Annotated in this window: 20 protein-coding genes; 9 read left to right on the top strand and 11 right to left on the bottom strand. The window is 57.9% G+C overall.

Annotation, left to right across the window (positions count from 1 at the left end; translation table 11 throughout):
* The first annotated feature begins 158 nt into the window (after positions 1 to 158).
* From FHK95_RS12450 to tpx, 3 genes are all read left to right on the top strand, one after another.
* Positions 159 to 1,877: an autotransporter assembly complex protein TamA gene (locus tag FHK95_RS12450; protein ID WP_150304951.1), complete on the top strand. Its 1,719-nt coding sequence runs from the start codon at positions 159 to 161 to the stop codon at positions 1,875 to 1,877.
* On the top strand, positions 1,874 to 5,584 hold the full coding sequence (locus tag FHK95_RS12445) for a translocation/assembly module TamB domain-containing protein (protein WP_150304950.1): 3,711 nt from the start codon (positions 1,874 to 1,876) through the stop codon (positions 5,582 to 5,584). The genes FHK95_RS12450 and FHK95_RS12445 overlap by 4 nt, the downstream gene beginning before the upstream one ends.
* A gap of 90 nt (positions 5,585 to 5,674) precedes the next feature.
* Positions 5,675 to 6,175 carry a thiol peroxidase gene (gene tpx, locus FHK95_RS12440; RefSeq protein WP_150304949.1) on the top strand — a complete coding sequence of 167 codons (501 nt, stop codon included), beginning with the start codon at positions 5,675 to 5,677 and terminating at the stop codon, positions 6,173 to 6,175.
* Between the two features lie 30 nt (positions 6,176 to 6,205).
* On the opposite strand, the gene FHK95_RS12435 is transcribed toward tpx, so the two are convergent.
* A complete protein-coding gene (locus FHK95_RS12435) occupies positions 6,206 to 7,210 on the bottom strand; it encodes an SDR family oxidoreductase (RefSeq protein ID WP_150304948.1) in 1,005 nt (334 codons plus the stop codon).
* Positions 7,211 to 7,517: 307 nt separating this feature from the next.
* Between FHK95_RS12435 and FHK95_RS12430 the strand changes: the two genes are divergently transcribed.
* Together FHK95_RS12430 and FHK95_RS12425 are read left to right on the top strand one after the other, a co-directional pair.
* Positions 7,518 to 8,132 carry a biliverdin-producing heme oxygenase gene (locus FHK95_RS12430; RefSeq protein ID WP_150304947.1) on the top strand — a complete coding sequence of 205 codons (615 nt, stop codon included), beginning with the start codon at positions 7,518 to 7,520 and terminating at the stop codon, positions 8,130 to 8,132.
* Positions 8,122 to 10,254, top strand: a complete 2,133-nt coding sequence (locus FHK95_RS12425; protein WP_150304946.1) for a sensor domain-containing diguanylate cyclase — start codon at positions 8,122 to 8,124, stop codon at positions 10,252 to 10,254. The genes FHK95_RS12430 and FHK95_RS12425 overlap by 11 nt, the downstream gene beginning before the upstream one ends.
* A gap of 9 nt (positions 10,255 to 10,263) precedes the next feature.
* On the opposite strand, the gene FHK95_RS12420 is transcribed toward FHK95_RS12425, so the two are convergent.
* The 7 genes from FHK95_RS12420 to FHK95_RS12390 form a co-directional block, all read right to left on the bottom strand.
* A complete protein-coding gene (locus FHK95_RS12420; RefSeq protein ID WP_178114785.1) occupies positions 10,264 to 11,556 on the bottom strand; it encodes a tyrosine-type recombinase/integrase in 1,293 nt (430 codons plus the stop codon).
* 643 nt (positions 11,557 to 12,199) lie between these two features.
* Positions 12,200 to 12,391: a CsbD family protein gene (locus FHK95_RS12415; protein ID WP_150304945.1), complete on the bottom strand. Its 192-nt coding sequence runs from the start codon at positions 12,389 to 12,391 to the stop codon at positions 12,200 to 12,202.
* Positions 12,392 to 12,943: 552 nt separating this feature from the next.
* Positions 12,944 to 13,333: an exopolysaccharide biosynthesis protein gene (locus tag FHK95_RS12410; RefSeq protein WP_206668575.1), complete on the bottom strand. Its 390-nt coding sequence runs from the start codon at positions 13,331 to 13,333 to the stop codon at positions 12,944 to 12,946.
* A 223-nt stretch (positions 13,334 to 13,556) separates the two neighbouring features.
* Positions 13,557 to 14,426, bottom strand: a complete 870-nt coding sequence (locus tag FHK95_RS12405; protein ID WP_150304944.1) for a D-hexose-6-phosphate mutarotase — start codon at positions 14,424 to 14,426, stop codon at positions 13,557 to 13,559.
* 45 nt (positions 14,427 to 14,471) lie between these two features.
* A complete protein-coding gene (locus tag FHK95_RS12400) occupies positions 14,472 to 14,894 on the bottom strand; it encodes a CBS domain-containing protein (protein WP_150304943.1) in 423 nt (140 codons plus the stop codon).
* 240 nt (positions 14,895 to 15,134) lie between these two features.
* Positions 15,135 to 15,350 carry a dodecin gene (locus FHK95_RS12395; protein ID WP_150304942.1) on the bottom strand — a complete coding sequence of 72 codons (216 nt, stop codon included), beginning with the start codon at positions 15,348 to 15,350 and terminating at the stop codon, positions 15,135 to 15,137.
* A 455-nt stretch (positions 15,351 to 15,805) separates the two neighbouring features.
* A complete protein-coding gene (locus FHK95_RS12390; RefSeq protein WP_150304941.1) occupies positions 15,806 to 16,165 on the bottom strand; it encodes a PilZ domain-containing protein in 360 nt (119 codons plus the stop codon).
* Between the two features lie 308 nt (positions 16,166 to 16,473).
* On the opposite strand from FHK95_RS12390, the gene FHK95_RS12385 reads away from it, so the two are divergent.
* Positions 16,474 to 16,971, top strand: a complete 498-nt coding sequence (locus FHK95_RS12385; RefSeq protein WP_235906773.1) for a copper chaperone PCu(A)C — start codon at positions 16,474 to 16,476, stop codon at positions 16,969 to 16,971.
* Between the two features lie 22 nt (positions 16,972 to 16,993).
* Here FHK95_RS12385 and FHK95_RS12380 read toward each other — a convergent pair whose 3' ends face one another.
* Both FHK95_RS12380 and gorA read right to left on the bottom strand, forming a co-directional pair.
* Entirely contained in the window at positions 16,994 to 17,614 is a 621-nt protein-coding gene (locus FHK95_RS12380) for a trimeric intracellular cation channel family protein (RefSeq protein ID WP_150304940.1), read from the bottom strand.
* A gap of 114 nt (positions 17,615 to 17,728) precedes the next feature.
* Positions 17,729 to 19,093 carry a glutathione-disulfide reductase gene (gene gorA, locus FHK95_RS12375; RefSeq protein ID WP_150304939.1) on the bottom strand — a complete coding sequence of 455 codons (1,365 nt, stop codon included), beginning with the start codon at positions 19,091 to 19,093 and terminating at the stop codon, positions 17,729 to 17,731.
* 273 nt (positions 19,094 to 19,366) lie between these two features.
* Here gorA and FHK95_RS12370 point away from each other — a divergent pair, with 273 nt between their 5' ends.
* Positions 19,367 to 19,756, top strand: a complete 390-nt coding sequence (locus tag FHK95_RS12370) for a DUF4398 domain-containing protein (protein WP_150304938.1) — start codon at positions 19,367 to 19,369, stop codon at positions 19,754 to 19,756.
* Between the two features lie 38 nt (positions 19,757 to 19,794).
* Positions 19,795 to 20,565: an OmpA family protein gene (locus tag FHK95_RS12365; protein WP_150304937.1), complete on the top strand. Its 771-nt coding sequence runs from the start codon at positions 19,795 to 19,797 to the stop codon at positions 20,563 to 20,565.
* 151 nt (positions 20,566 to 20,716) lie between these two features.
* Here the strand turns inward: FHK95_RS12365 and FHK95_RS12360 are convergent, their stop codons facing one another.
* Entirely contained in the window at positions 20,717 to 21,592 is an 876-nt protein-coding gene (locus tag FHK95_RS12360; protein WP_150304936.1) for a YihY/virulence factor BrkB family protein, read from the bottom strand.
* Between the two features lie 179 nt (positions 21,593 to 21,771).
* On the opposite strand from FHK95_RS12360, the gene FHK95_RS12355 reads away from it, so the two are divergent.
* Positions 21,772 to 22,641 carry an EamA family transporter gene (locus tag FHK95_RS12355; protein WP_150304935.1) on the top strand — a complete coding sequence of 290 codons (870 nt, stop codon included), beginning with the start codon at positions 21,772 to 21,774 and terminating at the stop codon, positions 22,639 to 22,641.
* Positions 22,642 to 22,790 lie beyond the last annotated feature (149 nt).

The raw sequence follows: 22,790 nt of genomic DNA, 5'->3' as shown, positions 1-22,790 counted from the left end.
ATTTGTCCTGTGAATTTAGGCGCTCGAAGTAGGCTTGCTGAAATTGTCGCGGCAAAAGCCTTGCAGGTTAACAGCTGACCCTTCGCAGGTTTAGGTCCGAAAGAACGGGGCAGCATGTTAGCATTCCCACTGCCATTTAGTTGTTGGATGATCGAATCATGGCTCGACCCTTTCCATCGGCGTACCTGCTGGTATGCCTGCTTTTCCTATCCGCAGCGGGTCAGGCCGAACTGAGAGTTAATCTAGAACCTGCCAACACCGCTGTCAGGAACAATATTGAAGCCTTCATCGGCCCTGTGGAAGCCGAGAGCCGGCGTGAAATGTGGCGCCTGGCCAGGCACAGTCAGCAGCAGGCTACGGACGCAGCCAAGGCGCTGGGCTATTACGATGTGCGGGTGCGTCCGCGCGTAACGGGCAGTAACGATGCGCCAGTACTGGAGCTCAATGTTAACCTGGGCGAGCCGGTTCGACTGCGCAACGTCGATATCAGAGTCACTGGGCCCGGGGAGGGGACGGCGGCTTTCCGCCGTCCGGATAGCCCCCGCCTCGCACCCGGCGCAAAGTTGCATCATGGGCATTACGAAAGCGCAAAGTCGCTGATCAGCAATCAGGCCCTGCGTTACGGGTATTTTTCCGGGCGGTTCACCGAAAGTCGTTTGCTGATTGATCCCGAGGCTAAACAGGCTGACATCTCATTGCTCTACGATTCCGGTCGGCGCTACCGGCTAGGAGAAGTGACATTTTCCGAGACGCCCTTCACCGAAGAGCTGTTACGCAGCATGGTCACCTTTGAAAGCGGTGAGGCCTACGACTCGGAGCTGATCGCCGAATTCAATCGTGATCTGTTGTCGACCGGTTATTTCGAGAACGTACAGGTACTCGCGCCCGCGTCGCAGGCGGTCGATGGGGTGATTCCCGTGCAGGCAACCCTGAGCGCACGCAAGCCTCACTCCCTCGGCTTTGGTGGCGGGTATTCCACCGACGTGGGGGCGCGCGGGCGTGTCAGCTGGACTCAGCATTGGTTGAATGAGCATGGCCACAGTCGCGGCGCCGATCTGGAAATATCGCTGCCCCGCCAACAGATCACCACCTGGTACCAGATCCCATTAGATCCCCCGCAATCGTCCAGTCTGCGGTTCTTCACCGGTGTTCAGAAGGAGGAGATCGAAGACGTTGAAACAGAAAGCTTTGTTATCGGCGCTCTCCATCAGCGGCGGCTGGACAATGGATGGGAGCGTGCCATCGGGCTGCGTCTTGAAGAGGAGCGCTTTACCGTCGGTAACGACGAGGGCGACGCCACCTTATTGATACCCAGCATCGGTTTCAATCGCCTCAAGAGCGATGGCGGGATGGACCCAAGCCAGGGCTACAGCCTGGCGTTCGAGGTCCAGGGCGCCAAGGAAGGTTTCATTTCAGATTTCGATTTCCTGCGCGTTACCAGCACAGCCCGCGGGCTGTACACCGTGCAGGACCGACACCGGTTGCTCGCCAGGGCGCAGCTCGGTGCCATCGCCAGCGAGAGCTTCGAGCGCATTCCACCATCGCTGCGCTTTTTCGCCGGCGGCGACCAGAGCGTGCGCGGCTATGACTTCCGTACCCTGTCGCCGATCGACGAGACCGGTGACCACATTGGCGGGCGCTATCTGGTAGCAGGGAGTCTTGAGTACCAGTACGAGTTCATCGAGAAGTGGCGTGGCGCCGTATTTGTTGACCATGGTAACGCTGTGGATTCGCTCGAAGATCCACTTGAGACCAGTGTCGGGGTCGGGATTCGCTGGGTATCGCCGATCGGCCCCATCCGGCTGGACCTGGCCAAGTCCATGAGCGACCCGGAGCAGGGCTTTCGTATTCACTTTGCCATGGGGCCTGAGCTGTGATCTGGTTCGTTACCAAGATATTTTTGCGTGGACTGTTGATCCTGGCGATGATCCCGTTGGTTCTAGCGCTGTTGCTGGCCAACGATGGGTTTAATCGCTGGCTGTTCAAGCAGGTTGAAGGGTTCGAACCGCGCCTGCAGCTCACCGATGTGGCGGGCGATTTGTGGGGAGGTTGGACGGTAGAACGCCTGGAATGGCGTGACGAGAATCTGCAGGTAGTGGTCGAAGACCTCGCCACGTCCTGGACATTTCGCTGCCTGGGCAGCGGGCGGCTGTGTGTCGACTATATCGACATTGCCAGCATTGACGTTGATTCCCAGCCTGCCGCTGAAGAGGCGCCAGCTAGAGACGAAGCTATCGCACTGCCTGAGCTTGACCTCCCGCTTGGGGTAGACCTGCAGCGGTTGTCGATAGGCAGTGTGACGCTCGGGACTGACGAGCCACTGTTGACCGATATCCTGCTTGCCGGTGAGGTGCGCAATCAACGGCTGTATATACGCGAGTTCAGCGGGTTCGGGCCTCAACTGAACTGGCGGCTGGACGGCGAGGTGCGTATGGCTGAGGGCTGGCCTTTGACCGTTCGTGCCGACGCCGAATTGCCGCCAGTGGACGGACGTGAGCTCGCTGCCGATATGAGACTCAGCGGCAGCGTCGAAGACCTGCGCCTCGATCTGCGCACCCATGGCTATATTGACGGCCGATTGACCGGACGCCTTGCGCCGCTGGAGCCTGCGCTGCCGGTTAACGTGCAATGGCAGGGCGAGGATTTTCTCGCCTTATCGACACTGCCGGAAACCCTGACCTTGCAGGCAATGACGGTTACCGCCGAGGGCAACCTTGACGCCGGCTATGTCATACGCGGCGATGGCAGCTTGCCGGGGGAGGGTGGAGAGATCGCCCTGCAACTCGAGGCACTGGCCAGTGCCACGGGCGTGTCTGATCTGAGTGTCGTGTTGCAGGTGGCCGATGACCCGGACCGGCGTCTTGCGCTGACCGGTGCTGCGTCCTGGGAAGATGAGCTTGAGGCTGACGCTCAGGCTGAACTGGACCGTTTCCCCTGGCAATGGCTATACCCGCAGGACATCGGCGAGATCGTCCTTGAACAGCTGCGCATGGAGGCAAGTCTGCGCGGGATGGAGTTCGAGAGTGAGCTGACTGCTTCGCTGTCCGGGGTCGCTGGGCAGAGCGCAGATATCGAAATGACCGTCGCCGGCAATCCTGAGCGGGTGAATGTGGCGCCGCTCGCCGTAACCACATCCGCTGGCAGCGCCATGGGTGAACTGGCGATCGAGCTGTCGGAGGGTATTGGCTGGGAAGCCCAGTTGCTACTGGAGGATCTGGACCCCGGCGTTTTTGTTGCCGAGTTGCCGGGCAGTCTGAATGGGCCGATAAGCAGCCGTGGCACGCTGGTGGACGAACAGCTTGAGCTGGTGGCGGATTGGGAACTGAATGGCTCACTGCGCGAGCGTGAACTCAGACTCTCCGGCGCCGTGACCAAGCAGGAAGCGACCTGGGACTTTACCGACATACTCCTGACCCAGGGTGAGAACCGCGTATCCGGCGGCGGTACCTGGGGCGAGCAGATTGCGGCGGATCTGAATATCGATCTTGGTGCGCTGGACAGTTTGTGGCCGGGGCTCTCCGGTCAACTGGTTGGCGATGTTCGCGCGGCCGGCACGCTGGATGCGCCGCAACTGAATGCCGATATTCAGGGGCGCGGGATAGCGTATGAGCAGCTGGAGCTGAGACAGCTGAGCCTGATCGGCGAGGTGACCTTGTCCGAGGAAATGCCCGGCCGCCTGAGTTTCACCGCTGATCGCATACGCAATGGCGACACCCGTCTGGGGAACCTCGATATTCAGTTGCAGGGTAATCGGGCGGCGCACGCGCTGGATCTGGTGCTGGAGCGCAGCGTGGTGGATATCCGCAGCCGGATTGAAGGCGGCCTGACTGACGAGCTGTGGCAAGGCAGCCTGGTGCGCGGCGAGATCGAAACCAGTGGCCTGGATTGGCAGCTGACGGGTCGTGCTCCGATTGAATATCAACTGGCTGAGGGTCGCCTGACCATGCAAGCGCATTGCTGGAGGCATGAATCCTCGCAGCTGTGTTTCCAGGGAACGCAGCGACTGATGCCGGACCGGCAGTTGGCTCTGACGTTAGACGACTTCCCGCTGGCTTCGCTAGCCGATTTCCTGCCCGAGGATTTTTCCTGGAGTGGCACCCTCAATGCCGATGCCGAATTTTCTCAACCTGCCGGTCAGCCACCGACAGCAGAAGCAACGATCAGCAGTCTTGACGGTACGGTGTCGGTTACCGGCAGGGATCAGACGGTTGCCTTTCCCTATTCACGTCTGCAGCTCAGCACCCAGCTGGATCCGGAGCGCGCGCGCAATACACTGGTGCTCCAGAGCGAAGCCCTCGGCCAACTGGATGTACAGGCTGATGTTGAGGATCCGGCGGGGGAGCAGCGGCTCACCGGTCAATATCAACTCGACGGGTTCAAGCTCGATTTCATTCGGCCCTTTCTGCCGAATGTCGAGGTCGTCCACGGACAGTTGAACGGCACCGGCGACCTGTCCGGCACCCTGCAGGCGCCCGAGGTGGCTGGCGTCATTCGCTTGCAGGACGGCGAGATCAGCGGGCCTGAGCTGCCGGTTACCTTCGAGCAACTGAACGCACGTGCCGATATATCCGGGCAAAGCGCCACTCTGTCGGGCGACTGGCGCAGTGGCGAAGCGGGCCAGGGCAACATCAGTGGGCAAATCGAATGGGCGCCCGAGCTGGATCTGTCATTGACTGTCACTGGCAGTGCTTTGCCTGTCACGGTGCAGCCCTATGCTGACCTGCAGGTGAGCCCTGACCTGACCATCAGCCTGGCCGATAACCGTTTGCAGGTGCTTGGGCAGGTTGCCATCCCTGAAGGCGACATAACCGTTCGCGAGCTGCCGCCGCAGGCCGTCAGGTTGTCGCCTGACGCTGTGGTAGTGGGTGAGGAGACGGCGGCTGAGCAAGCCCCGCTGGATATCGATGCCAGCGTACAGCTGGTTATTGGCGATCAGCTGCGTTTTTCGGGCTTCGGCCTGACAGGCAGATTGCGCGGGCAGATTCAGGTCGAGGAGACCATGACCGCCAACGGCGATCTCAACATCCTCGACGGGCGCTATCGCGGCTACGGCCAGCGCCTGAAGCTCCGACGTGCGCAACTGCTGTTTGCCGGCCCGATAAGCCAGCCGTACCTGAACATCGAAGCCATCCGTGAGGTCAACGGCGTGACCGCGGGCTTGCGCTTGACCGGACCAGCCGAACGCCCTGAGTCGGAAATTTTTTCGGAACCTGCGATGGCGCAGGAAGAGGCACTATCCTATCTGATCCTGGGCCGGCCGCTTGGAGGTGATGGCGGCGATTCGAATATGCTCGGCCAGGCAGCGCTCGCGCTCGGCATGGCCGGGAGCGGACCAGTGGCACAGAATATTGCCAGCAGTCTGGGCATTCAGAATTTTCAACTGGATACTGAGGGCTCGGGCGACAGCACTCAGGTCGTGGCAGCGGGATATATCACCGAGAAACTCAGCCTGCGCTATGGTGTCGGAGTATTCGAGCCGGCCAACCAAGTGGGTATTCGCTATGAGTTGACCCGGCGTCTATACCTCGAAGCGCTTAGCGGGTTTGCCAGTTCACTGGATTTCTTTTACCGCATTGATTTTTAGGAAACCGCTGCGGTATTGCGGGTGCAGTCGGCTTTACAGTACTTTCCACCACACGCCGCGCATGCTGCGCGGCGCAATCAAGGAGCTCTCATGTCCAGCGTTACTTTGAAAGGCAATCCGATCACAGTAGGCGGTACATTCCCTGCGTCAGGCGATAGCGCCCCCGCGTTCAGTCTGGTAAGCAAGGACCTGGCGGACACCAAATTGTCCAGCTTTGCCGGCAAGCGCAAGATCCTGAACATTTTCCCCAGCGTGGACACGCCTACTTGCGCCACGTCTGTGCGCAATTTCAACACCAAGGCAAGTCAGCTGGAGAACACTGTGGTCCTGTGTATTTCCGCTGATCTTCCCTTTGCCCAGGCGCGCTTCTGTGGCGCAGAGGGTCTGGACAACGTGGTCATGTTGTCGACCCTGCGTGGCAGCGAATTCCTGCAGGACTACGGTGTTGCGATTGAGAACGGACCAATGGCAGGCCTTACTGCTCGCGCGGTAGTGGTACTGGACGAACAGGACAAGGTCCTGCATAGCGAGCTGGTGCCAGAGATTGGTAGCGAGCCGGACTACCAGGCTGCGCTCGATAGCCTCGCCTGATTCTGCGCCGGTTAGCGGCCGCATTGGCAGCTAACCCGCCAGCGTGGCGACAAGCGTCCCGCTGGCGAAGGCGACTACGACGATTGTGGCAAGCAGCAGCTTGCGCACGGTTTCCGATCCGATTTCAAAAGCCTGGTCCTTCACATCGCGGGTGAAACGTCCGGATGTCCGGTGTAGCCCTTTCTCGCTAACTGGCGAAAATAGATTGTCCTCCCGCGCTGGATCTTCGTCTTCATCCGTCAGCTGACCGTCCCACGCCTGCCTGGCCATCATTCGGTCGAGCATCCCGGGCATCACCATACTACCCAGTATCGCCTGCAGCGACGCCTTGCCCAGCCACAGTTCCCGCGGTGCCTCGGTTGCTGCGCGCAGTATGGCCCGCGCAGCGACGTCGGGCGTATGGATCGGCGGCACGGGTTGTGGCCGCTTGCCCATGTGATTGCGTACCCAGTCGAACTGCGGGGTGTTGTGCGCCGGGAGCTGGACCATGGTGATCCGGATCGCGCTGTTTTCATGTATCAGCTCACAGCGCAGCGCATCAGTAAAACCCCGTATCGCGAACTTGGCGGCGCAATAGGGCGCCTGCAGGGGAATGGCGCGGTAGGAAAGGGCGGAGCCCACCTGGACGATGGTGCCGCGATTGCGCGGTTGCATCCTGCGCAGTGCCGCCTGAGTCCCATGCACGCTGCCCAGATAGGTCACCTCGCTGACGCGGCGGATTTCCTCGGCCGGAAGCTCAGCAATAGTGCCAAACACAGTCACCATGGCGGCGTTCACCCAGAGATCGATTGGCCCGAGCTCTGCTTCGATCTGATCTGCTGCCTGTTCGACCGCTGCGGCGTCCGACACATCCACCGATAACGCCAGGACGCGTGCGCCGAAGGCTTCAAGCTCCGCTCGCGTATCGTTCAGGCCCTGCTGTCCACGGGCCAATAGTGCGACCTGATAGCCTACCTGCGCCAACGCCTTGGCCGTCGCGCGTCCTACCCCAGCGTTGCCGCCGGTAATCACTGCGGTGCGTGGTTGCTCGCTCATATCAATACCTTATGGTGGCACGCTGGAGTCGAGCCCCGGCCGGATCCAGCTGCAAAAAATGAGGGTGCTACCTGAACCGACTGGACTGCGGGCCGACGGTTCCCGAGTCGCGGCAACGGGCGAAGGCACTCTGCTGGCTGGGGGAGGGTCTTGTACCGCCGACGGCATGGCATAAAGCATTGGCAGTGCGCTGCGGGTAACCCGTAAACTTGGCCGCTTGAGCCTGGTCAACAAGCCCTTGAATAGTCCGGCTGACAGGGTCCCCGTCATTTTCATCGGTAGATTCACCGTTACGCCTGGAGGCACTATGGGGCCAACACTCTTGGAACACCTGCGTGAGCGGACACGGCCAGCGCATGTGGCCCTTGAAGCTCAGCCGCTGTTGAAACGCCTGTTGTCGAGTCAACTCACCGAGTCGCAATACCGCGAGCTACTGCAGTCCATGCTGGCTTTCTACCAGGCCCTGGACGCGGAGCTGGTCCCCGCCACAGCAGCGCTACTGTCACGATTTCCGGATCCGGATTATCGCTATCTGCCTCGCGCGCCCTTGCTGAGCAGTGACTGCGAAGCGCTGGGTTGTGCCATGCCGCCGGTGCCTCGACCGACCGTCGAGCCCCATCTGAGCGGTCGTGAGGGATATCTGCTGGGAGTGCTCTATGTGATCGAGGGCTCTACCCAGGGTGGTCGGTTTATCTCCCGACATCTAGCTGACACCCTGGATCGGGACGAGCATTCAGGTGCCGGTTTCTTCAACCTTCATCGAGGCAACGACTCCTGGGCGGCGTTTCGTCGCTGGTTGGACAAGGGCCTGGCATTTGAACACCGGAATGACATCGAGAATATCATTGAGGGAGCGGATATGACGTTTTCTGCATTGCGTACTCATCTTGACCAGTGGCAGCTTCCCACCCATGGAAACTAAACCCATTTACTCCGAGACGGAGATCGAAGCAGCTCTCGCCGTCTGTGACAGCGAACCGGTACATATTCCTGGTGCCATTCAACCCTTTGGCGTGTCCATTGTTCTCGATCGGGAATTGACCCAGGTTAAACAGGTAAGTGCCAATATCGAGGCATTGTTGGGCATCTCGGTCAAGGACAGCCTGTCGACTTCGCCGCAGTTATTGTTGGGTAGCAAGGCTTGCCGCAGCCTGCATGAAGGGCTTGCCGACAGTGATCAGTTACTCCCGGGGCTGGTAGTTGGACGTAAAATCGAAGGCACCATTTGTCGATTTCATGTGATGGCCTTTCACACTGGCGGCTCCGTGGTAGTGGAGCTGGAACCCGTTGAACCCGGAACACGTTATCGCTGGCTCTCCCTGGTTAACCAGCATTTAAACAGGCTGGTCAATACCGATACAGAAGCGGGTGTATTGGATGAACTGGTCGCCGCGGTCAGGGATATAACCGGTCATGATCGCGCTATGGTTTACCAGTTCGACGAACATTGGAATGGTCGCGTGGTGGCGGAAAGCCGTAACGAGCGGTTGTCGTCGATGTTGAATCACCACTTTCCAGCCAGTGATATCCCCCCTCAGGTGCGCGCGCTCTATCAGGTTAACCAGCTGCGCTTTATCGCCGATGCGCATCAGGATCCGGCACCTCTGGTGCCGTCCCAACAACCGCCCATAGATTTGAGTTGCGGGGCTCTGCGCGCCGTATCTCCCGTGCACCGGCAGTATATGCGGCACATGGGCGTCGCTACGTCACTGTCCGTGGCTATTCATTCGAGTGCCGGGCTCTGGGGGCTGGTGGCGTGTCATAAGCGCGATGCAGCAGTGCTGACGCCTTCGGGTCGCGATAGTGTCGTGATCCTGGTGCGGGTGGCGGCCCAGCGCTTGTTCCTGTTGAAAGCCGAGAAGGAGGCTGGTTATCGGGAGCAGATTCATCAAAACCGGGTCATGGTAGCGCGCGAATTACAGGAGCAGGGACCAGAGCAGATTCTCGCCGAACATGCTGCCGACTGGCTGCGACTATTTCGGGCCAGAGGCGTGGCGCTGGTGTACCGCGACCGTACCTCACGGCATGGCTGTACCCCGGAAAAATCCCAGCTGTTAGATCTGTCTGGCTGGCTGGCCGAGCAGTGGAAAGAGCTCAATCCCTGGTCTACCACTTGCCTGGCGGAGGTCGGGTTCCCGCAAGTCAGGGACATCGATTGTGGCTGTTGTGGGCTGCTGGCCATGCCCCTGGTGATAGATGTCACGACCCGCGGCTGGCTATTGTTCTTCCGCCGCGAGCAGGTAGAAACGATTGATTGGGCCGGTCAACCGCAAAAACAACTGGAGCAGGTGGGCGACCAGCTCGTGCTTACGCCCCGACAGTCGTTTGCCGTATGGCGGGAGGAGGTTCGCGGGAGAAGCCTGGCGTGGCAGCCGGAGGAATTGGTGGCAGCCAGAGACCTGGGTGACGATCTGGCAGTGTTGGCTTCGGCCCACGAAGTGACGCATTTGAACGAGCGCTTGCAGGCCGAGCGAGAGGCACTTGCTCGCGCGAACAAGCATCTCCACGAACTGGCAATCACTGATTCGCTGACCGGGGCGATGAACCGCTATCGAATAGAAGATCTGGTACAAACCGCCTTGGCCAACGCCGAGCGCTATGGTCATGGTTTTTCCCTGATACTGTTTGATATCGACCACTTCAAGCAGGTGAACGATACCTACGGGCACGACGAAGGCGATCGGATTCTAAAAACCTTGGTACACAGTCTGCAAACCTGCCTGCGAGAGGGCGATCAGTTCGGCCGCTGGGGCGGTGAAGAGTTTATGGTCCTTGTCCCCGGAACAGACCTGCCAGGCGCCACTGAACTTGCCGAGCGCATGCGGGCAAGCGTAGCAGCCACGGACTTTGGCTTGCGCGAGCCGGTGACGGTGAGCCTGGGGGTCACCGAGTGGCTGCCGGGAGACAGCCTCAAGGATGTGTTGGTGCGCGCGGATAGCGCGATGTATCAGGCCAAGGAGAGCGGGCGAAACCGGGTTGTCACTGATAACAACCACATACTGTCAGCTGCTGATCCTGAGTCCAGAATCCCGGACGGGGCTTGAACGGTGCAATCAGTCCTTGATGCGCAGATTCTTCACTGAATGCGCGCGCTGCTCGTCCAGCGAGTTGTAGTAGGTATTCTGGGTTGTGCTGAGGCTGTTATGTCGGAGATCTGCTTGCAGGTCCTTCATGTCCCGGCGTGGTGCGTCGAAGGTGGCCGAGGTATGCCGTAACCAGTGCAACGAGGCTGAACGCAGATGATCCACTTCGTCATCCGTCCAACCTTCGGCGACCATTCTTTCCAGTGTTCGGTCGAACACCTGCTGCAGTAACAGCCGCAGGTGACGATCCGAGAGCCCACCGCGCCCTTTGAGTGTGGACAGCAGCGGTTGGCTTTCATGTGGTGAGGGCAGGGCAGGCAACCCGAGATGTCGGCGATACCTCGAAAGATAATTCTCAATGAAATCGTCACGCACGCTGATCTTCGCCGCCTTGTTGCCTTTACCCACAACGTGGAACCACCAGTTACCCGCGGTATCGCGTCGGAAATCGCCCATCGTCGGTTCCCAGTTGTCGCGTCCGACCAGGTCGGATACGCGCAGGTACATGGAGAAGAGGGTAGTCAGAATGAACAGCGTTCGCTCGTGGGTTTCATCTTCGTTGGCCATCTGCTCGGCCACGTCGATGACATAGTTCCATTGCAATGGCGTCAGCGACCGGCCGGCGACATCCAGCGTATTACGCTGCTTGTAGATGGATTTTTGTTTGACGGCGCGAAAGGGATTCACTTCGGTAAGGCCTTCGTCGATCGCATGCTGGAAGAAGCTGCCGCACACGGCAAATACCTGAGCGACCGAACCCTGGGACATCTTGTAGGGTCGATTCGCCAGGTCCTGACTGCTTGCGTCAGTCATCAGGCGGTTACGCTTGGGCACGGTAACGCTGAACGGGCGCCAGGCCTGGTTGACGTCGTAATGATCAGATTCGAGTTTTTTACGGCCACCGACACGCACAAAACGCGCCTTGACCATGGGTCCGACCCAGTCGGCGGGTGGCCTCAGGCAAAACTCCATAAAGGCTTCGGCATCCCGGCGCCGCAGCTCGAGCAAGGGCTTTTGCGCGACAAGCAGCGCCCACAGCAGCAGGCGTTCAACATGGGTGCGATACGAGGTATAGGTTGTTGCGTTTCCCGAATAGGATTTCAGAAAACCACGAACGGCTGAATATCCCTCAGCAGCGTGGACCTCGGGCGGAAACCGGGAGAGATAATCGCGCACCAGGGGCAGTTCATTGCTGATCTGGCTGAAGTTCAGCTCCAGGAATCTGTCGTAGGTTTCGAACAAAGGAGCTGGAGATGTTGGCATCGGGGTACGCCTTGGAGCTTGAGTGACTCATTTGAAGGCTCTAGTGTGCGGGTCCAGCGCCTTATATGCAATATCCGGGTCTAGCTGTTATCGGATATTGCATATACTTCTATCCATGGGCTATGGACCCTATTGACGCTTTCATAGGTGCTGGGTGGTATGGGCTTGATGCTGACAGTTTGCGCTGATCGCCCATTGGTTGGCCGTATGGCGCAAGACGCCGTGAATCCATCCCTGGAGGCTTGGTGAAAACATCCCTGTTTTCACCACTTGCTCCATACGGCCAATCGGTGGTCTTGAACGGGAATTTCGTATGGCGGAGAGTTAAAAGGCAGTGCGTGAGGCGCTATTTGGGACCGGGTATAGATCTGGCCTGAAACGGCACTTAGTAGTGCAGGCTTTCGAGTGACGCGCTGTACGGCCACGCGATCTTGCTTCGCCTTGGCGTAGGGACTTATTTGAATACGGTTTTCGCGTAACGACGGGGCGGAGGCTGGCTAGTTGGAATCTTGTTGTAGCCAGAGCCAACGGGCGGTATCTGGAGGATGTGTACTGAGCGGAAAGCGTCCACCGCAGATGGCGGTGTTACCTGCAGTCCTGTGCTGGCGCGACAGCGCGCCAGCGTTCAGACTCACTTCGTGTATCAGGACTCGTCGACGCGATCCTTGATCGCATCCTTTACGTCGCCTTTCAGGTTTTGTGCTTTGCCTTTGAGCTCTTGGGCCGCACCTTCGCCCTGAAGGCTCTCGTTACCGACCGATTTGCCCACAGCCTGTTTGCCCTTGCCAACGATTTCATTGGCCGTGCCTTTGATCTTGTCCGTGGTGCTGGTCATGGTGGTGCTCCTGGTAACGGTCGGAATTCGACCGTACTTTCATTAGACAACACATCGGTCCTTCAATTCATCAGTTCAATAATGTCACCGGAGGAATCCCCATTGCCCGGATTCTTTCAGCTGATCGCTGAGCCCTGGCTGAGTGGCAGTGCGAGCGCTTAATAAGATCGTTGTGCGAGCACAGAGCTCAAACAGTGAACCAGGGCCTGAACACTTGGGGCTAGCCTTGCTAGCGTGTAAAAGTCCTGGCGGTTGGACTACCGGAACAGGTCGAACGCAATGCAAAGCTTACAACGGTCATTGTCCATTAAGCGCTTTAAGTGACTGCCGGCTATGAGAGTGTTCTGTGCCACTCAGCATCTGAAAGCCCCCTGACCACTCCCGTGCCACCTACAGGTTAAGTTCGTATAATCTATATTATGTTAAATCATGTATTAGGGACTCCAGAGAAGCTAGTACAAAGCGTGTCGACACCATGCTAATGACACCCCAACTCCACGAGATTTCTGGGGGACGTTTTGAGCCTGTGACAGCGAACGTCCTCTTAATTCATCAGAAGAAAAAGTAAGCAACGACCAACATCAGCGCAACTAGTGTGATGATCAAAGCAATCAGCGCGAGAAATCCATCCCAGGCAATCAATGCAATACCAAACGCTGCCAACGCAGCACCTGCGCTCAGCGCGCTGAACGGTATCAGCTCCATGACCGGAAGCACCAAGCCGATCAGGACACAGGCAATCGCAATCAGATAAAGGCCAGGGCCTTTGATCAGCGCTGTCAGGCGAGGTTTGAACAACCGGTCGATGAAATCCGCGGCCGGTCTGGTACGCCGAACGGCCTTGTCGAGCTTGTCCCGCGCCATCGATCGATTCAGCAAGGCGTCTGGTAGCCAGAACGCGTGGCGTCCGAACAGCAGCTGACCTGCAGTGAGCAACACCATGACGCCCATACCGTCGGCACGCCGGGGATTCCGCCAATCACAGGCACCAGGGTGATAATCCCGGCCAGAAGCAGCAATGGACCGAATGCTCGCGTTCGAGAGTCTAAAGAATGGACCCAAGCTATGTTTGCTGACTGTATGAGTGATCCTTAGGCTCGCCGATACGATCCACCAGTTCCTTTACTGTGGTCAGGTCGCTCGGCATGTCTGCGCCCTCTCCCGCTTAAACGCGTTTGATTTCGGTGCTCAGCGCATGGGATTCGCCAGGTTCAAGGATGCGGGCGTCCGGACCGGCGTTGGCGGCTTCGATGCAAACCATTTCGAGATAACCGTCGTCAGGGAATTGGCTGAGTCTGGCGCTCTTTTCAATCCAGGGGTTCCATACCACCACGGATTCACTGCCGTCGCGGCTGATGACCAGCAGGTGGTCGTCACCGTTTTCCAGCTGAATCGGTGACCGATGATCATAGTAGATGCGGTCTACCTCACCCGAAAATGTTACGGCACCATGCTGGATATTCGAGGCTACGCCCGTGACCTGATCAACATACGACGCGCCTTCAAGCCCCCAGAGCCGAGTCGAATGGATGCTGCGCACAGGCAGATAGGTGTGCAGTGCCTGACTGAGTACTTGCGGTTTATCGCTGAGGTTGGTGGAGATAAGGTTTACCGACAAGGTCTGGCCCAACACAAATTCGGCCTGGAGCCGCCAGCGCTCACCGGGCAGCTGTCGGGTAATGGCGGCTTCGGGCAGTTCAAGCATGAGTCGTAGTTGATGCGGCGCACTGGTTGTATCGGTGAGGACCCATTGGCTGGTGCGGGCAATCCCGTGTGCCGGACCGGGCCGCTCACCAGCGAACCACGGCCAGCAAATCGGGATGCCCCCGCGCAGCGGTTTGCCAGGTTCCTCTGGATCAATCGGACTCATCCATAACAGCGGTTTTGCTCCAGAGGGCGTGCAGGAAACGATATGCGCGCCCTCCAGAGAAATCCGCGCCCGAACGGCCGGATGATTGATCTCGAGGAACTCTCGACCATGGATGTTACGCACAACATGAATTTCTTCGAAGCTAGCGGCCATATTTGCCGTCATATCCCGTCCTTTTTGAGCTGAAACATTGAGCGGTATACCGCTAAACTAACGATAGTGTTTACAACATTCCACGAGCCGTTTGGCCATTTCGGCGCTATCGCACTTGTCAGCGATATCACTGAGCGACACCACCCCGATAAAATCCTTGTCATTGGGATTATCCAGTACAACCAGCCGTTGAACCTGGAACTCCCGCATCTGACGCAGAACGTCGGTAATGTCATCCTGCTCGTAACAGAACAAGATTTCCTTGGTCATGATGCTGCTGACCTTGTCAGCAGCGCTCTTGTCGTCGGCCAGTGTTCGCAGCGCAAGGTCGCGATCAGTGACGACACCGACGAGCGCTTCACCGTCTGCAATGGGAACAAAGCCGCTCTCCTGCTCAATCATTCTGCGTGCAACATCGCGGATGCTGGTGTCGGCATCGGTGAATTCAGGTCGAGAAGTCATTACCTGGCTGACTTGCATGGCGGATCCTCCTGCAGGCAGTGGGAACAGTCTTGATACGGCGTGTCCTATTGGTGACTCGAACGGGGCGGGAAAGTTGCAGCTTCTAGCGGGACGCGGTTGATCACCACGGCAATCTTGAAGCGAGGAGTTTGTTGGCAGAATGATGCAGCCAGGGAAGGATTACGGAGTTCTAATACTAGATAGACAAGCGTCCCGTGAGCCGGGACGCCTTAGTGAAGCCTGGTCAGCGTAGGATAATTAAGCGCTGGCCTCGATACGGAAGCCGACCTTGAGCACTACCTGGAAGTGCGCGACCTGGCCGTATTCAACATGACCTCGAGTCTCCTGAACCTCAAACCACTCCACGTTGTGGACGGTCTTACTGCATTGGGCGATGGCGGTGCGAATGGCGTCGTCGATACTTGTCGTTGATGAACCGACTATTTCCACTCTCTTGTATACGTGGTCTGACATGCGAATCTCCAATTCCAGGTTGTCGTATGTCTATGGCAAAGGATGGGATTGTTAGTTCAACCCAAGGCTCTGCCCTGCTCTGCCACGCGTTAACACCCAGGCGGAGAACAACGGGTCTTTAACGCTGGCGAGTCGTGTCACGGGAGGTGGTATCCCGCCGATCATTCTCGGTATGCGTTTGAGTGGCGTTCTGTTGCTGCAAGGCACGCCAGGCCTGACGAAGGAGTCGGCAGGAACCTGCCATTTGTGTCGCTGCGGCCATGGGTTTGTCTCCGTAAACGTTAAGGTTCACAGATATTAGCTACTCCATAATCAATGTCAATGAGAACGATTATCATTTTTAAAGGAGTGGTCGAGCATCTCCCCTTCCCGGCGAAGTGTTCAGCCATTGTCAGAACAGGTTCGGTGCCGGGGACAGCACCGAGGTGGGCGGGGGTTAGCGGGATAGGCAGACGTTAGCGGCTTGCGACCATTTTCTCGATGCAGTGGCGGGAGTCCTCAGGCACGTGAGTGAATTGCAGGCCGGTCCAGAACTGACCGCCTGCGATACTCTCACGGCGCCACTTGCTTTCGGCGTCCAGCATGAATTCGGTAATGCCATTGAGCGTCATCGGCAGGTTCACCTGAAGCGCGTAGGACTTGAACATTTCGATCGGCTTTTCGCTTAACAACATCAATCCTTCGATGTGCAGGTCAACCACTCGACCTAGCAAATCGCCGGTATCCAGATCATAGACCTCTAGGCTGCTGCTCACTCTGTGACGCTCCAGTTTTCGTCTCTCGTTCATCTGCTGCTCATCCACTGTGTTATGCATCACAGACTCCTGGTTAGCACTTGCTGAGGAGTGTGCGGTATTTGCCGTCAGGCGAAAAGTCGCTCGTCTGTGCTTTTAGGTCAACTCAATCACAGTTCACTGATCGGGTGAAAAACGCTGCAACCTGGGTCACATATCAATATGCCATTATCCGAAATGGAATGCAGCTCCGCCTCCTCAATCGGCTTCCGTCACGCAATAAGACCGGGGCGCAACCACCTTCTGCCGCTTCAAAGGGTCGCGCCCTCTGTGCAGCAGCGACTGCGCCGGCTACTCTTGGATACTCATCCAAGCTGCTGGAGTCACTTGTGCATTTTAATAAGACCGTACTTGCTGTTGTCGCTGCCGCGTGTATGGCTGGCCAGGCCATAGCCCATGACTATCAGGTCGAGAGTCTGGTTATCGATCACCCTTGGGCTCGCGCGATGCCAACCACTGCGACAACGGGCGCTACCTATCTGCGGATAGATAACAATGGCGAGGTGGGTGACCGTTTGCTTGGAGTCGAAACCCCTGCCGCCAAGTCTGCCGAGCTGCATGAGCATGTTCATGCCGGTGGCCTGATGAAAATGCAGAAGGCTGCAGACCTCACTATTGACGCTGGTGAGAGCGTCATCCTTGAGCCAGGTGGTTATCACATCATGTTGATAAACCTGCAACAACCGCTCGTGGATGGCGAAAAATTTCCCATGACGCTGCGTTTTGAGCAGGCAGGGACAGTGGAGGTTGAGGTCGCTGTGCATAAGGACGCACCGAAGCCGAAGAAAAAGCCCGCTGTCGAAGCCCACAGCGATCACCCGCAATAATTAGTGGTTGGACTTGACGAGCTCAGTCCCGATCCAATAGATGAAAGCGCGGTAACTGCAGCTGCCAACGGATGGCAGCTAGCCGGATCACCAGCACCGAGAGCATGGCCAGGGTCACATCCAGGCCGGCTGGTGCATTCATCCGGGACAGGAGGATGTAGAGCAACGAGCCGACAATGCTCGCAGTCGCGTAAATTTCCTTCTGGAATATCAATGGGATCTCGTTGCAAATGATGTCGCGCAACACCCCGCCCGCGACCCCGGTCATGACGCCCATTATCACTGCAGCACTCAGTGGTACGTCCACCGCGATAGCCACTTGCGTGCCAATCACCGTGAACACCGCCAGACCGAAGGCGTCGGCCACCAATAACCCGGTCTCATGGATGGGCCGCGTCAGGCGCACCCACAGCACCGTTGCCAGGGCCGCGACTATTGCCACCACGATATAGGTATCGTCCCGTATCCATACCACCGGATGGCGGTCGAGAATAACGTCGCGCAGCGTTCCACCGCCCAACGACGTGATGACCGCTATGACCAGTACACCCAGCAGGTCCATCGACTTGCGCCCGGCCATAAGTGCGCCGGTGATCGCGAAGACCGCCACCCCGAACAGGTCAAAGGCATAGAACCATGTCATGACTCAGGCTCCGCATGTCGATGCGCTCAGCTTGAAACGGCTTAATGCGCAATTGAGCTGCGCCAACCGTGACGCAGCTACATTTTCAGGCTTCGCGCCCGCCCTTGCCAGAGTCTAGTCTTCGCGGGTCGGCGTACGCATGGTGACGAACTCTTCTGCCGCAGTCGGATGAATCCCCAGGGTCGCATCAAACACAGCCTTGGTGGCGCCCGCCTTCACCGCCACGGCCAGCCCCTGAATGATCTCGCCTGCGTCCGGACCAATCATATGAATGCCCAGTATGCGGTCGCTGTCCTTATCGACAATAAGCTTCATGAAACTCTGCTCGGCACGCCCGGCGAGTGTATTGCGCATCGCGCGGAAACGGCTTTCATACACCTTGAGGCGATGCCCTGCGGCCCGGGCCTGCTCTTCGTTCAGGCCGAGTGTTGCAATGTTCGGAATACAGAACACGGCGGTAGCGATATGCTCGTAGTCGACCGGAATGTACTCATCCGGCTTGTACAGGCGGCGAGCGAGCGCCATGCCTTCAGCAAGGGCCACGGGTGTCAGCTGCACAGTATCGGTTACATCGCCAACGGCAAATACGGCCGGATCGCTGGTCTGGTAAAGCTCATCAACCTCCACAAAACCCTTCTCGGTCAGTTTGACCTCAGTGTTCTCCAGACCCAGACCCGCGAGATTCGGATGGCGACCGGTTGCATAGAGCACCAGGTCGGTTTCCAGGGTTTGACCGTTTTTCAGGGTGAGACGCAGGCTGCCGTCGTCCAGTTTGTCTATGCGCGCAACATCTGCATTGAACTGCAGATCCAGCCCCTTGGCCTCAAAGGTGCGCGCCATGTGCTCGCGCACGTCCTTGTCGAAGCCCCGCAGAAACAGGTCGCCGCGATACAGCAAGCTGGTTTCGCAACCGAGGCCATGAAAAATGCTGGCGAACTCGACAGCGATATAACCTCCACCCACCACCACCGTACGCCGCGGCAGTTCCTTCAGAAAGAACACATCGTTGGAACTGATGACATGCTCGTTCCCGGGAAACTCGGGGATGTGGGGCCATCCACCCGTAGCGATCAGGATGCGTTCAGCACTGTAGGTCATATCACCGATGATGACCCTGTGCGAGTCAACGAACCGTGCCCGCCCTTCCACCAGCGTAACCCCGGCGGAAATCAGCAGGTTGCGGTAGATACCGTTGAGCCGGGTGATTTCAGCGTTCTTGTTCTCCAGCAAACGGCTCCAGGTGAATCCGGCCTTTTGCAGGTCCCAGCCGAAACCGGCTGCATCTTCAAAATCTTCTGCAAAATGCGCGGCATAGGCGAACAGCTTTTTGGGGACACAGCCTACGTTGACGCAGGTTCCACCCAGATAAAGGTCTTCTGCTACTCCGACCCGCGCGCCCAGCGCCGCCGCCATGCGACTTGCTCGAACCCCGCCGGAGCCCGCACCGATAACAAACAGATCAAAATCGTATTGCGCCATGCTCTATTCCCGCCGTGCAAAAACGTCAGCATACCTCATCAACTGACCCGATGAGACACTCCCCAGCATGCGTGGTGCGGCTTTGCGCAGCCATGACTGAACGATTTACTGAACAGTTACAAGCTATGTGCTGTCGAAACTGCGATAGTGCCGGAACTGCGATATCTCTCTTCTGGTCAGCCAAAGCGTATAAGCCCTGATTATCGGGCTCTGCACCAGGTGGAGCCAGTGACGGAGACGTAGTTCGTATATCCGTAACCAGGAGTTGGGACCATGTCTGATCATTTTCTTTTACACGCCCCCAAGCGGCTGATAGCCGCTGTCACGCTTGGCGCCGCCGTAACCCTCGCTGGCTGTGCCGGCACCCCACCACCGACTACGCAACTTGCGGTCGCAAAGCAGGCAGTGACCGCAGCAGACACTGCCGAAGGCGCCGAGTACGCACCTGTTGAATTGCGCAAGGCGAGAGAGAAGCTCTCTCAAGCCGAGCAGGCCAGCCTCAACGAGCAGTATGACAAGGCCAGACACCTGGCCGAACAAGCTGAATGGGACGCCCGGGTAGCCGAGCGCAAAGCGCGTGCTGAAAAAGCGCGACGCGCCCTGCGTCAGGCAGAGGAAGGCAGCATTGAATTGCGTGAAGAAAGCCTTCGCCGTAGTAACTGAACCACCCGGCCCATTTGTTTTTTGCAAGGAGTAGATCCATGCGTACTTATTTCGCTCTACCGGCCTGTTTTGCCATGAGCCTGTTGGTGACGGCCTGCGCAACTCAGCCTAATCCCAATTTTGAAAAGGCGCAGCAGAATGTAAGCGACCTGCAAAGCCATCCGGACGCACGCCAGTACGCTGCTATCGAAACTCAGGATGCAGTAAAAGCCCTTGAAGAAGCCGAGCAGGCGTTGAACAAGGGTTCTGATCAGGACAAGATTGATCATCTGGCTTATCTGACGGACCGTCGAGTCGAGCTGGCACGCCAGACGATTGTCTTGCGTACAGCTGAAGAAGCTTACGAAAAGCTGCCGGAAGAACGCGCGAAAACCCGCCTTGCCGCTCGTGAAAAAGAGATCGATCAACTGCGCGAGCAACTCAACGCGAAGGAAACCAAGCGTGGCTCGGTTGTCACCTTTGAAAGCGTATTGTTCGACGTAAACAAAGCGGATCTCAAGCCGGCGGCCAACTCCAGCATTCGCAGCCTGGCGGATTTTCTGAAGAAAAATCCCGAGCGCAAGATCCTGGTAGAGGGCTTCACCGATAGCACTGGTAGCGATGCCTATAACCGCCAGCTGTCTCAGGCGCGAGCCGACTCAGTGCGACATGCGCTGGTTCGTGAGGGCGTTGAGCCCGGCCGCATCGATACAGTGGGTCTGGGTAAGGCGCATCCTGTAACCGATAACGACACCCCGGCATCCCGTGCGATGAATCGTCGTGTGGAAGTCACCATTTCGCATGACGAGGACGAAGTACCGTCGCGGTAATGATCCGTAGCTAAATCGCCCACGTCCATCACGGACGTGGGCGATTCTTCCATCAGATGATCAAACGGTCCCTGTAATATGGGCCACGCTCGCCGACTCCTGCGCTACGCCAATCTCCTCGATATCAAAGCGATTGCCTCGCACCCCCAGATCAGGAATCCAACTCCTTGTCTCCCTTCTCTTTTCCGTCCTGCGAGGCATGTTCGATCACGGCATTTATCTCTGCGCCAAGCAGCAATACGGCCGAGGATATATAAAAGAACAACATCAATACGATAACGGCCCCTACGCTGCCGTAAGTCGCATCATAGTCGCCGAAATTCTGCACGTAATAACCGAACGCCAGCGAGGCGGCTATCCAGACGAGGACGGCAACCACCGAACCGGGCGTGATAAAGCGGAAGCTTTGCTCCACATTCGGCGCGACATAATAGAGAAGCGCGACCACCAACATCATCAAAAAGATTGCCACGGGCAAGCGCAGCCAGGTCCAGATGGTCACCACGATATCCTGCAACCCCACCTGCGCGGCCAACCATTCCATCACCTGCGGGCCCATGATCATCAGCGCGGCGATCAACAGAAGAACGATAGCAATGCCAATGGTGTAGACCACAGAAAGCAAAAACACTTTCCAGGTCGGCCGTTCCTCGGTGACGTCATAGGCCTTGTTCATCGCATTCATCAGGGAGCGCATGCCTGCAGATGACGTCCAGAGCGCGATCAGAATCCCGAAGGAAAGCAGCCCGCCGTCCTGCGACTGTAGCTGGTCGATTACCGGGTTTATCTGCTCCGCCGCGGTTTCGGGTAAGACCGTCGTTGCCTGCGAACGCAACCACTCAAAGAACTGTGGCAGATGCAGGAAGCCGAGCATGGACATCAGAAACAGAATAAAAGGGAATATCGAGAAAAGTGCCTGGTAAGCCAGCGCCGCCGAGTAAGACGACATGTCGTCAGCACCGAACTCCTTGAGCGTGCGCTTAGCCAGCGTGCCCATACCAATGTCGCCCGTACTCAAGATCGCCATATACGTTGCTCCGAATCAGAGTGGTTCAAGCTGAGACGACGCCTGAGGCGGGTAGTTCGGCCCAATTCAGGCGCAACGCGGCAAAAAAGCTGGAACAGAGCGGTCGTGTTTGTCGTCGGGCCTCTGAACGCTTACCATGCGGCCCGCACCATTGGCGGTGTTTAACGGAGTAAGGCTGCATGTTCCACCTGATTGCCGTCACCCTGTTGTGGGCGGTCTCCTTCAGTCTGATAGGCGAATATCTCGCCGGCCAGGTCGATAGCTACTTCTCCGTGCTGACGCGGATCGTACTGGCAGGACTGCTTTTCCTGCCATTGCTGCGCCCGGCGCGCCTACCGCGGGGGATGATTCCCGGCTTGTTACTGGTCGGCGCACTGCAGTTTGGCGTGACCTACATTTGCCTGTATCTGTCATTTGAACTGCTGAGCGTGCCCGAAGTACTGCTTTTCACTATATTCACACCCCTGTATGTCGCGCTGGCAGACAATGTCCTCAGACGTCGATTCAGCATCGGCCCAGTGGTGGCGACGCTGATAGCGGTGCTCGGCGCGGCCGTCATCCGTTACGACGGGATCAGTGACAGTTACATCCGCGGCTTTCTGTTGTTGCAGCTGGCCAACCTGACCTTTGCGGCCGGACAAATCGGTTATGCGCATCTCGTGCGGCATTATCAGGTCGACGTACGCCAACAATGGCACGGCTTCGGTTTCTTCTTTATTGGTGCACTCCTTGTCGCAGCGCCCGCCTGGTTATTGCTTGGCGATACGCACCGGCTCCCCCATACAGCCGTTCAATGGGGCGTTCTGAGCTGGCTGGGCCTGGCGGCGTCGGGGCTAGGATTCTTCTTCTGGAACCGTGGGGCAACGCAGGTCGACGCAGGCACCCTGGGCATCATGAACAACGCGCTGATCCCTGCCGGCCTGGTGGTCAATCTGATTATCTGGAACCAGGAGGCGGATATTCAACGCCTGCTGCTCGGAGGGGCGCTCATCGGATTGTCGCTCTGGGTGAACGCGAGCTGGCCTCGCTGGAGCGGCACGCGAGGCTGAGTTTCAGGCGCTACAGGCCTCTGCAATAGGCCATACAGAGCAATAGCTGCCGTTGCAATTTCCACCCGAACAGGTGAAGTTGCGCGCAAGCCTGGTCGAAAACCCTGTGTTATGATCGGCCCCGTACGCAACCAGGACAGGACCCATTT

It is taken from the genome of Pseudomonas saliphila (genome assembly GCF_008638345.1).
GTDB lineage: Bacteria > Pseudomonadota > Gammaproteobacteria > Pseudomonadales > Pseudomonadaceae > Halopseudomonas > Halopseudomonas saliphila.
The sequence above is the reverse complement of the archived record's forward strand: the minus strand, read 5'-3'. Positions and strand labels throughout refer to the sequence as shown.

Bases quoted from the DNA above. Each gene is read 5' to 3' on its own strand.
- FHK95_RS12450 (WP_150304951.1), top strand. From the start codon at position 159: ATGGCTCGACCCTTTCCATCGGCGTACCTGCTGGTATGCCTGCTTTTC.
- tpx (WP_150304949.1), top strand. From the start codon at position 5,675: ATGTCCAGCGTTACTTTGAAAGGCAATCCGATCACAGTAGGCGGTACA.
- FHK95_RS12435 (WP_150304948.1), bottom strand. From the start codon at position 7,210: ATGAGCGAGCAACCACGCACCGCAGTGATTACCGGCGGCAACGCTGGG.
- FHK95_RS12430 (WP_150304947.1), top strand. From the start codon at position 7,518: ATGGGGCCAACACTCTTGGAACACCTGCGTGAGCGGACACGGCCAGCG.
- FHK95_RS12425 (WP_150304946.1), top strand. From the start codon at position 8,122: ATGGAAACTAAACCCATTTACTCCGAGACGGAGATCGAAGCAGCTCTC.
- FHK95_RS12420 (WP_178114785.1), bottom strand. From the start codon at position 11,556: ATGCCAACATCTCCAGCTCCTTTGTTCGAAACCTACGACAGATTCCTG.
- FHK95_RS12415 (WP_150304945.1), bottom strand. From the start codon at position 12,391: ATGACCAGCACCACGGACAAGATCAAAGGCACGGCCAATGAAATCGTT.
- FHK95_RS12410 (WP_206668575.1), bottom strand. From the start codon at position 13,333: ATGGTGTTGCTCACTGCAGGTCAGCTGCTGTTCGGACGCCACGCGTTC.
- FHK95_RS12405 (WP_150304944.1), bottom strand. From the start codon at position 14,426: ATGACGGCAAATATGGCCGCTAGCTTCGAAGAAATTCATGTTGTGCGT.
- FHK95_RS12400 (WP_150304943.1), bottom strand. From the start codon at position 14,894: ATGCAAGTCAGCCAGGTAATGACTTCTCGACCTGAATTCACCGATGCC.
- FHK95_RS12395 (WP_150304942.1), bottom strand. From the start codon at position 15,350: ATGTCAGACCACGTATACAAGAGAGTGGAAATAGTCGGTTCATCAACG.
- FHK95_RS12390 (WP_150304941.1), bottom strand. From the start codon at position 16,165: ATGCATAACACAGTGGATGAGCAGCAGATGAACGAGAGACGAAAACTG.
- FHK95_RS12380 (WP_150304940.1), bottom strand. From the start codon at position 17,614: ATGACATGGTTCTATGCCTTTGACCTGTTCGGGGTGGCGGTCTTCGCG.
- gorA (WP_150304939.1), bottom strand. From the start codon at position 19,093: ATGGCGCAATACGATTTTGATCTGTTTGTTATCGGTGCGGGCTCCGGC.
- FHK95_RS12370 (WP_150304938.1), top strand. From the start codon at position 19,367: ATGTCTGATCATTTTCTTTTACACGCCCCCAAGCGGCTGATAGCCGCT.
- FHK95_RS12365 (WP_150304937.1), top strand. From the start codon at position 19,795: ATGCGTACTTATTTCGCTCTACCGGCCTGTTTTGCCATGAGCCTGTTG.
- FHK95_RS12360 (WP_150304936.1), bottom strand. From the start codon at position 21,592: ATGGCGATCTTGAGTACGGGCGACATTGGTATGGGCACGCTGGCTAAG.
- FHK95_RS12355 (WP_150304935.1), top strand. From the start codon at position 21,772: ATGTTCCACCTGATTGCCGTCACCCTGTTGTGGGCGGTCTCCTTCAGT.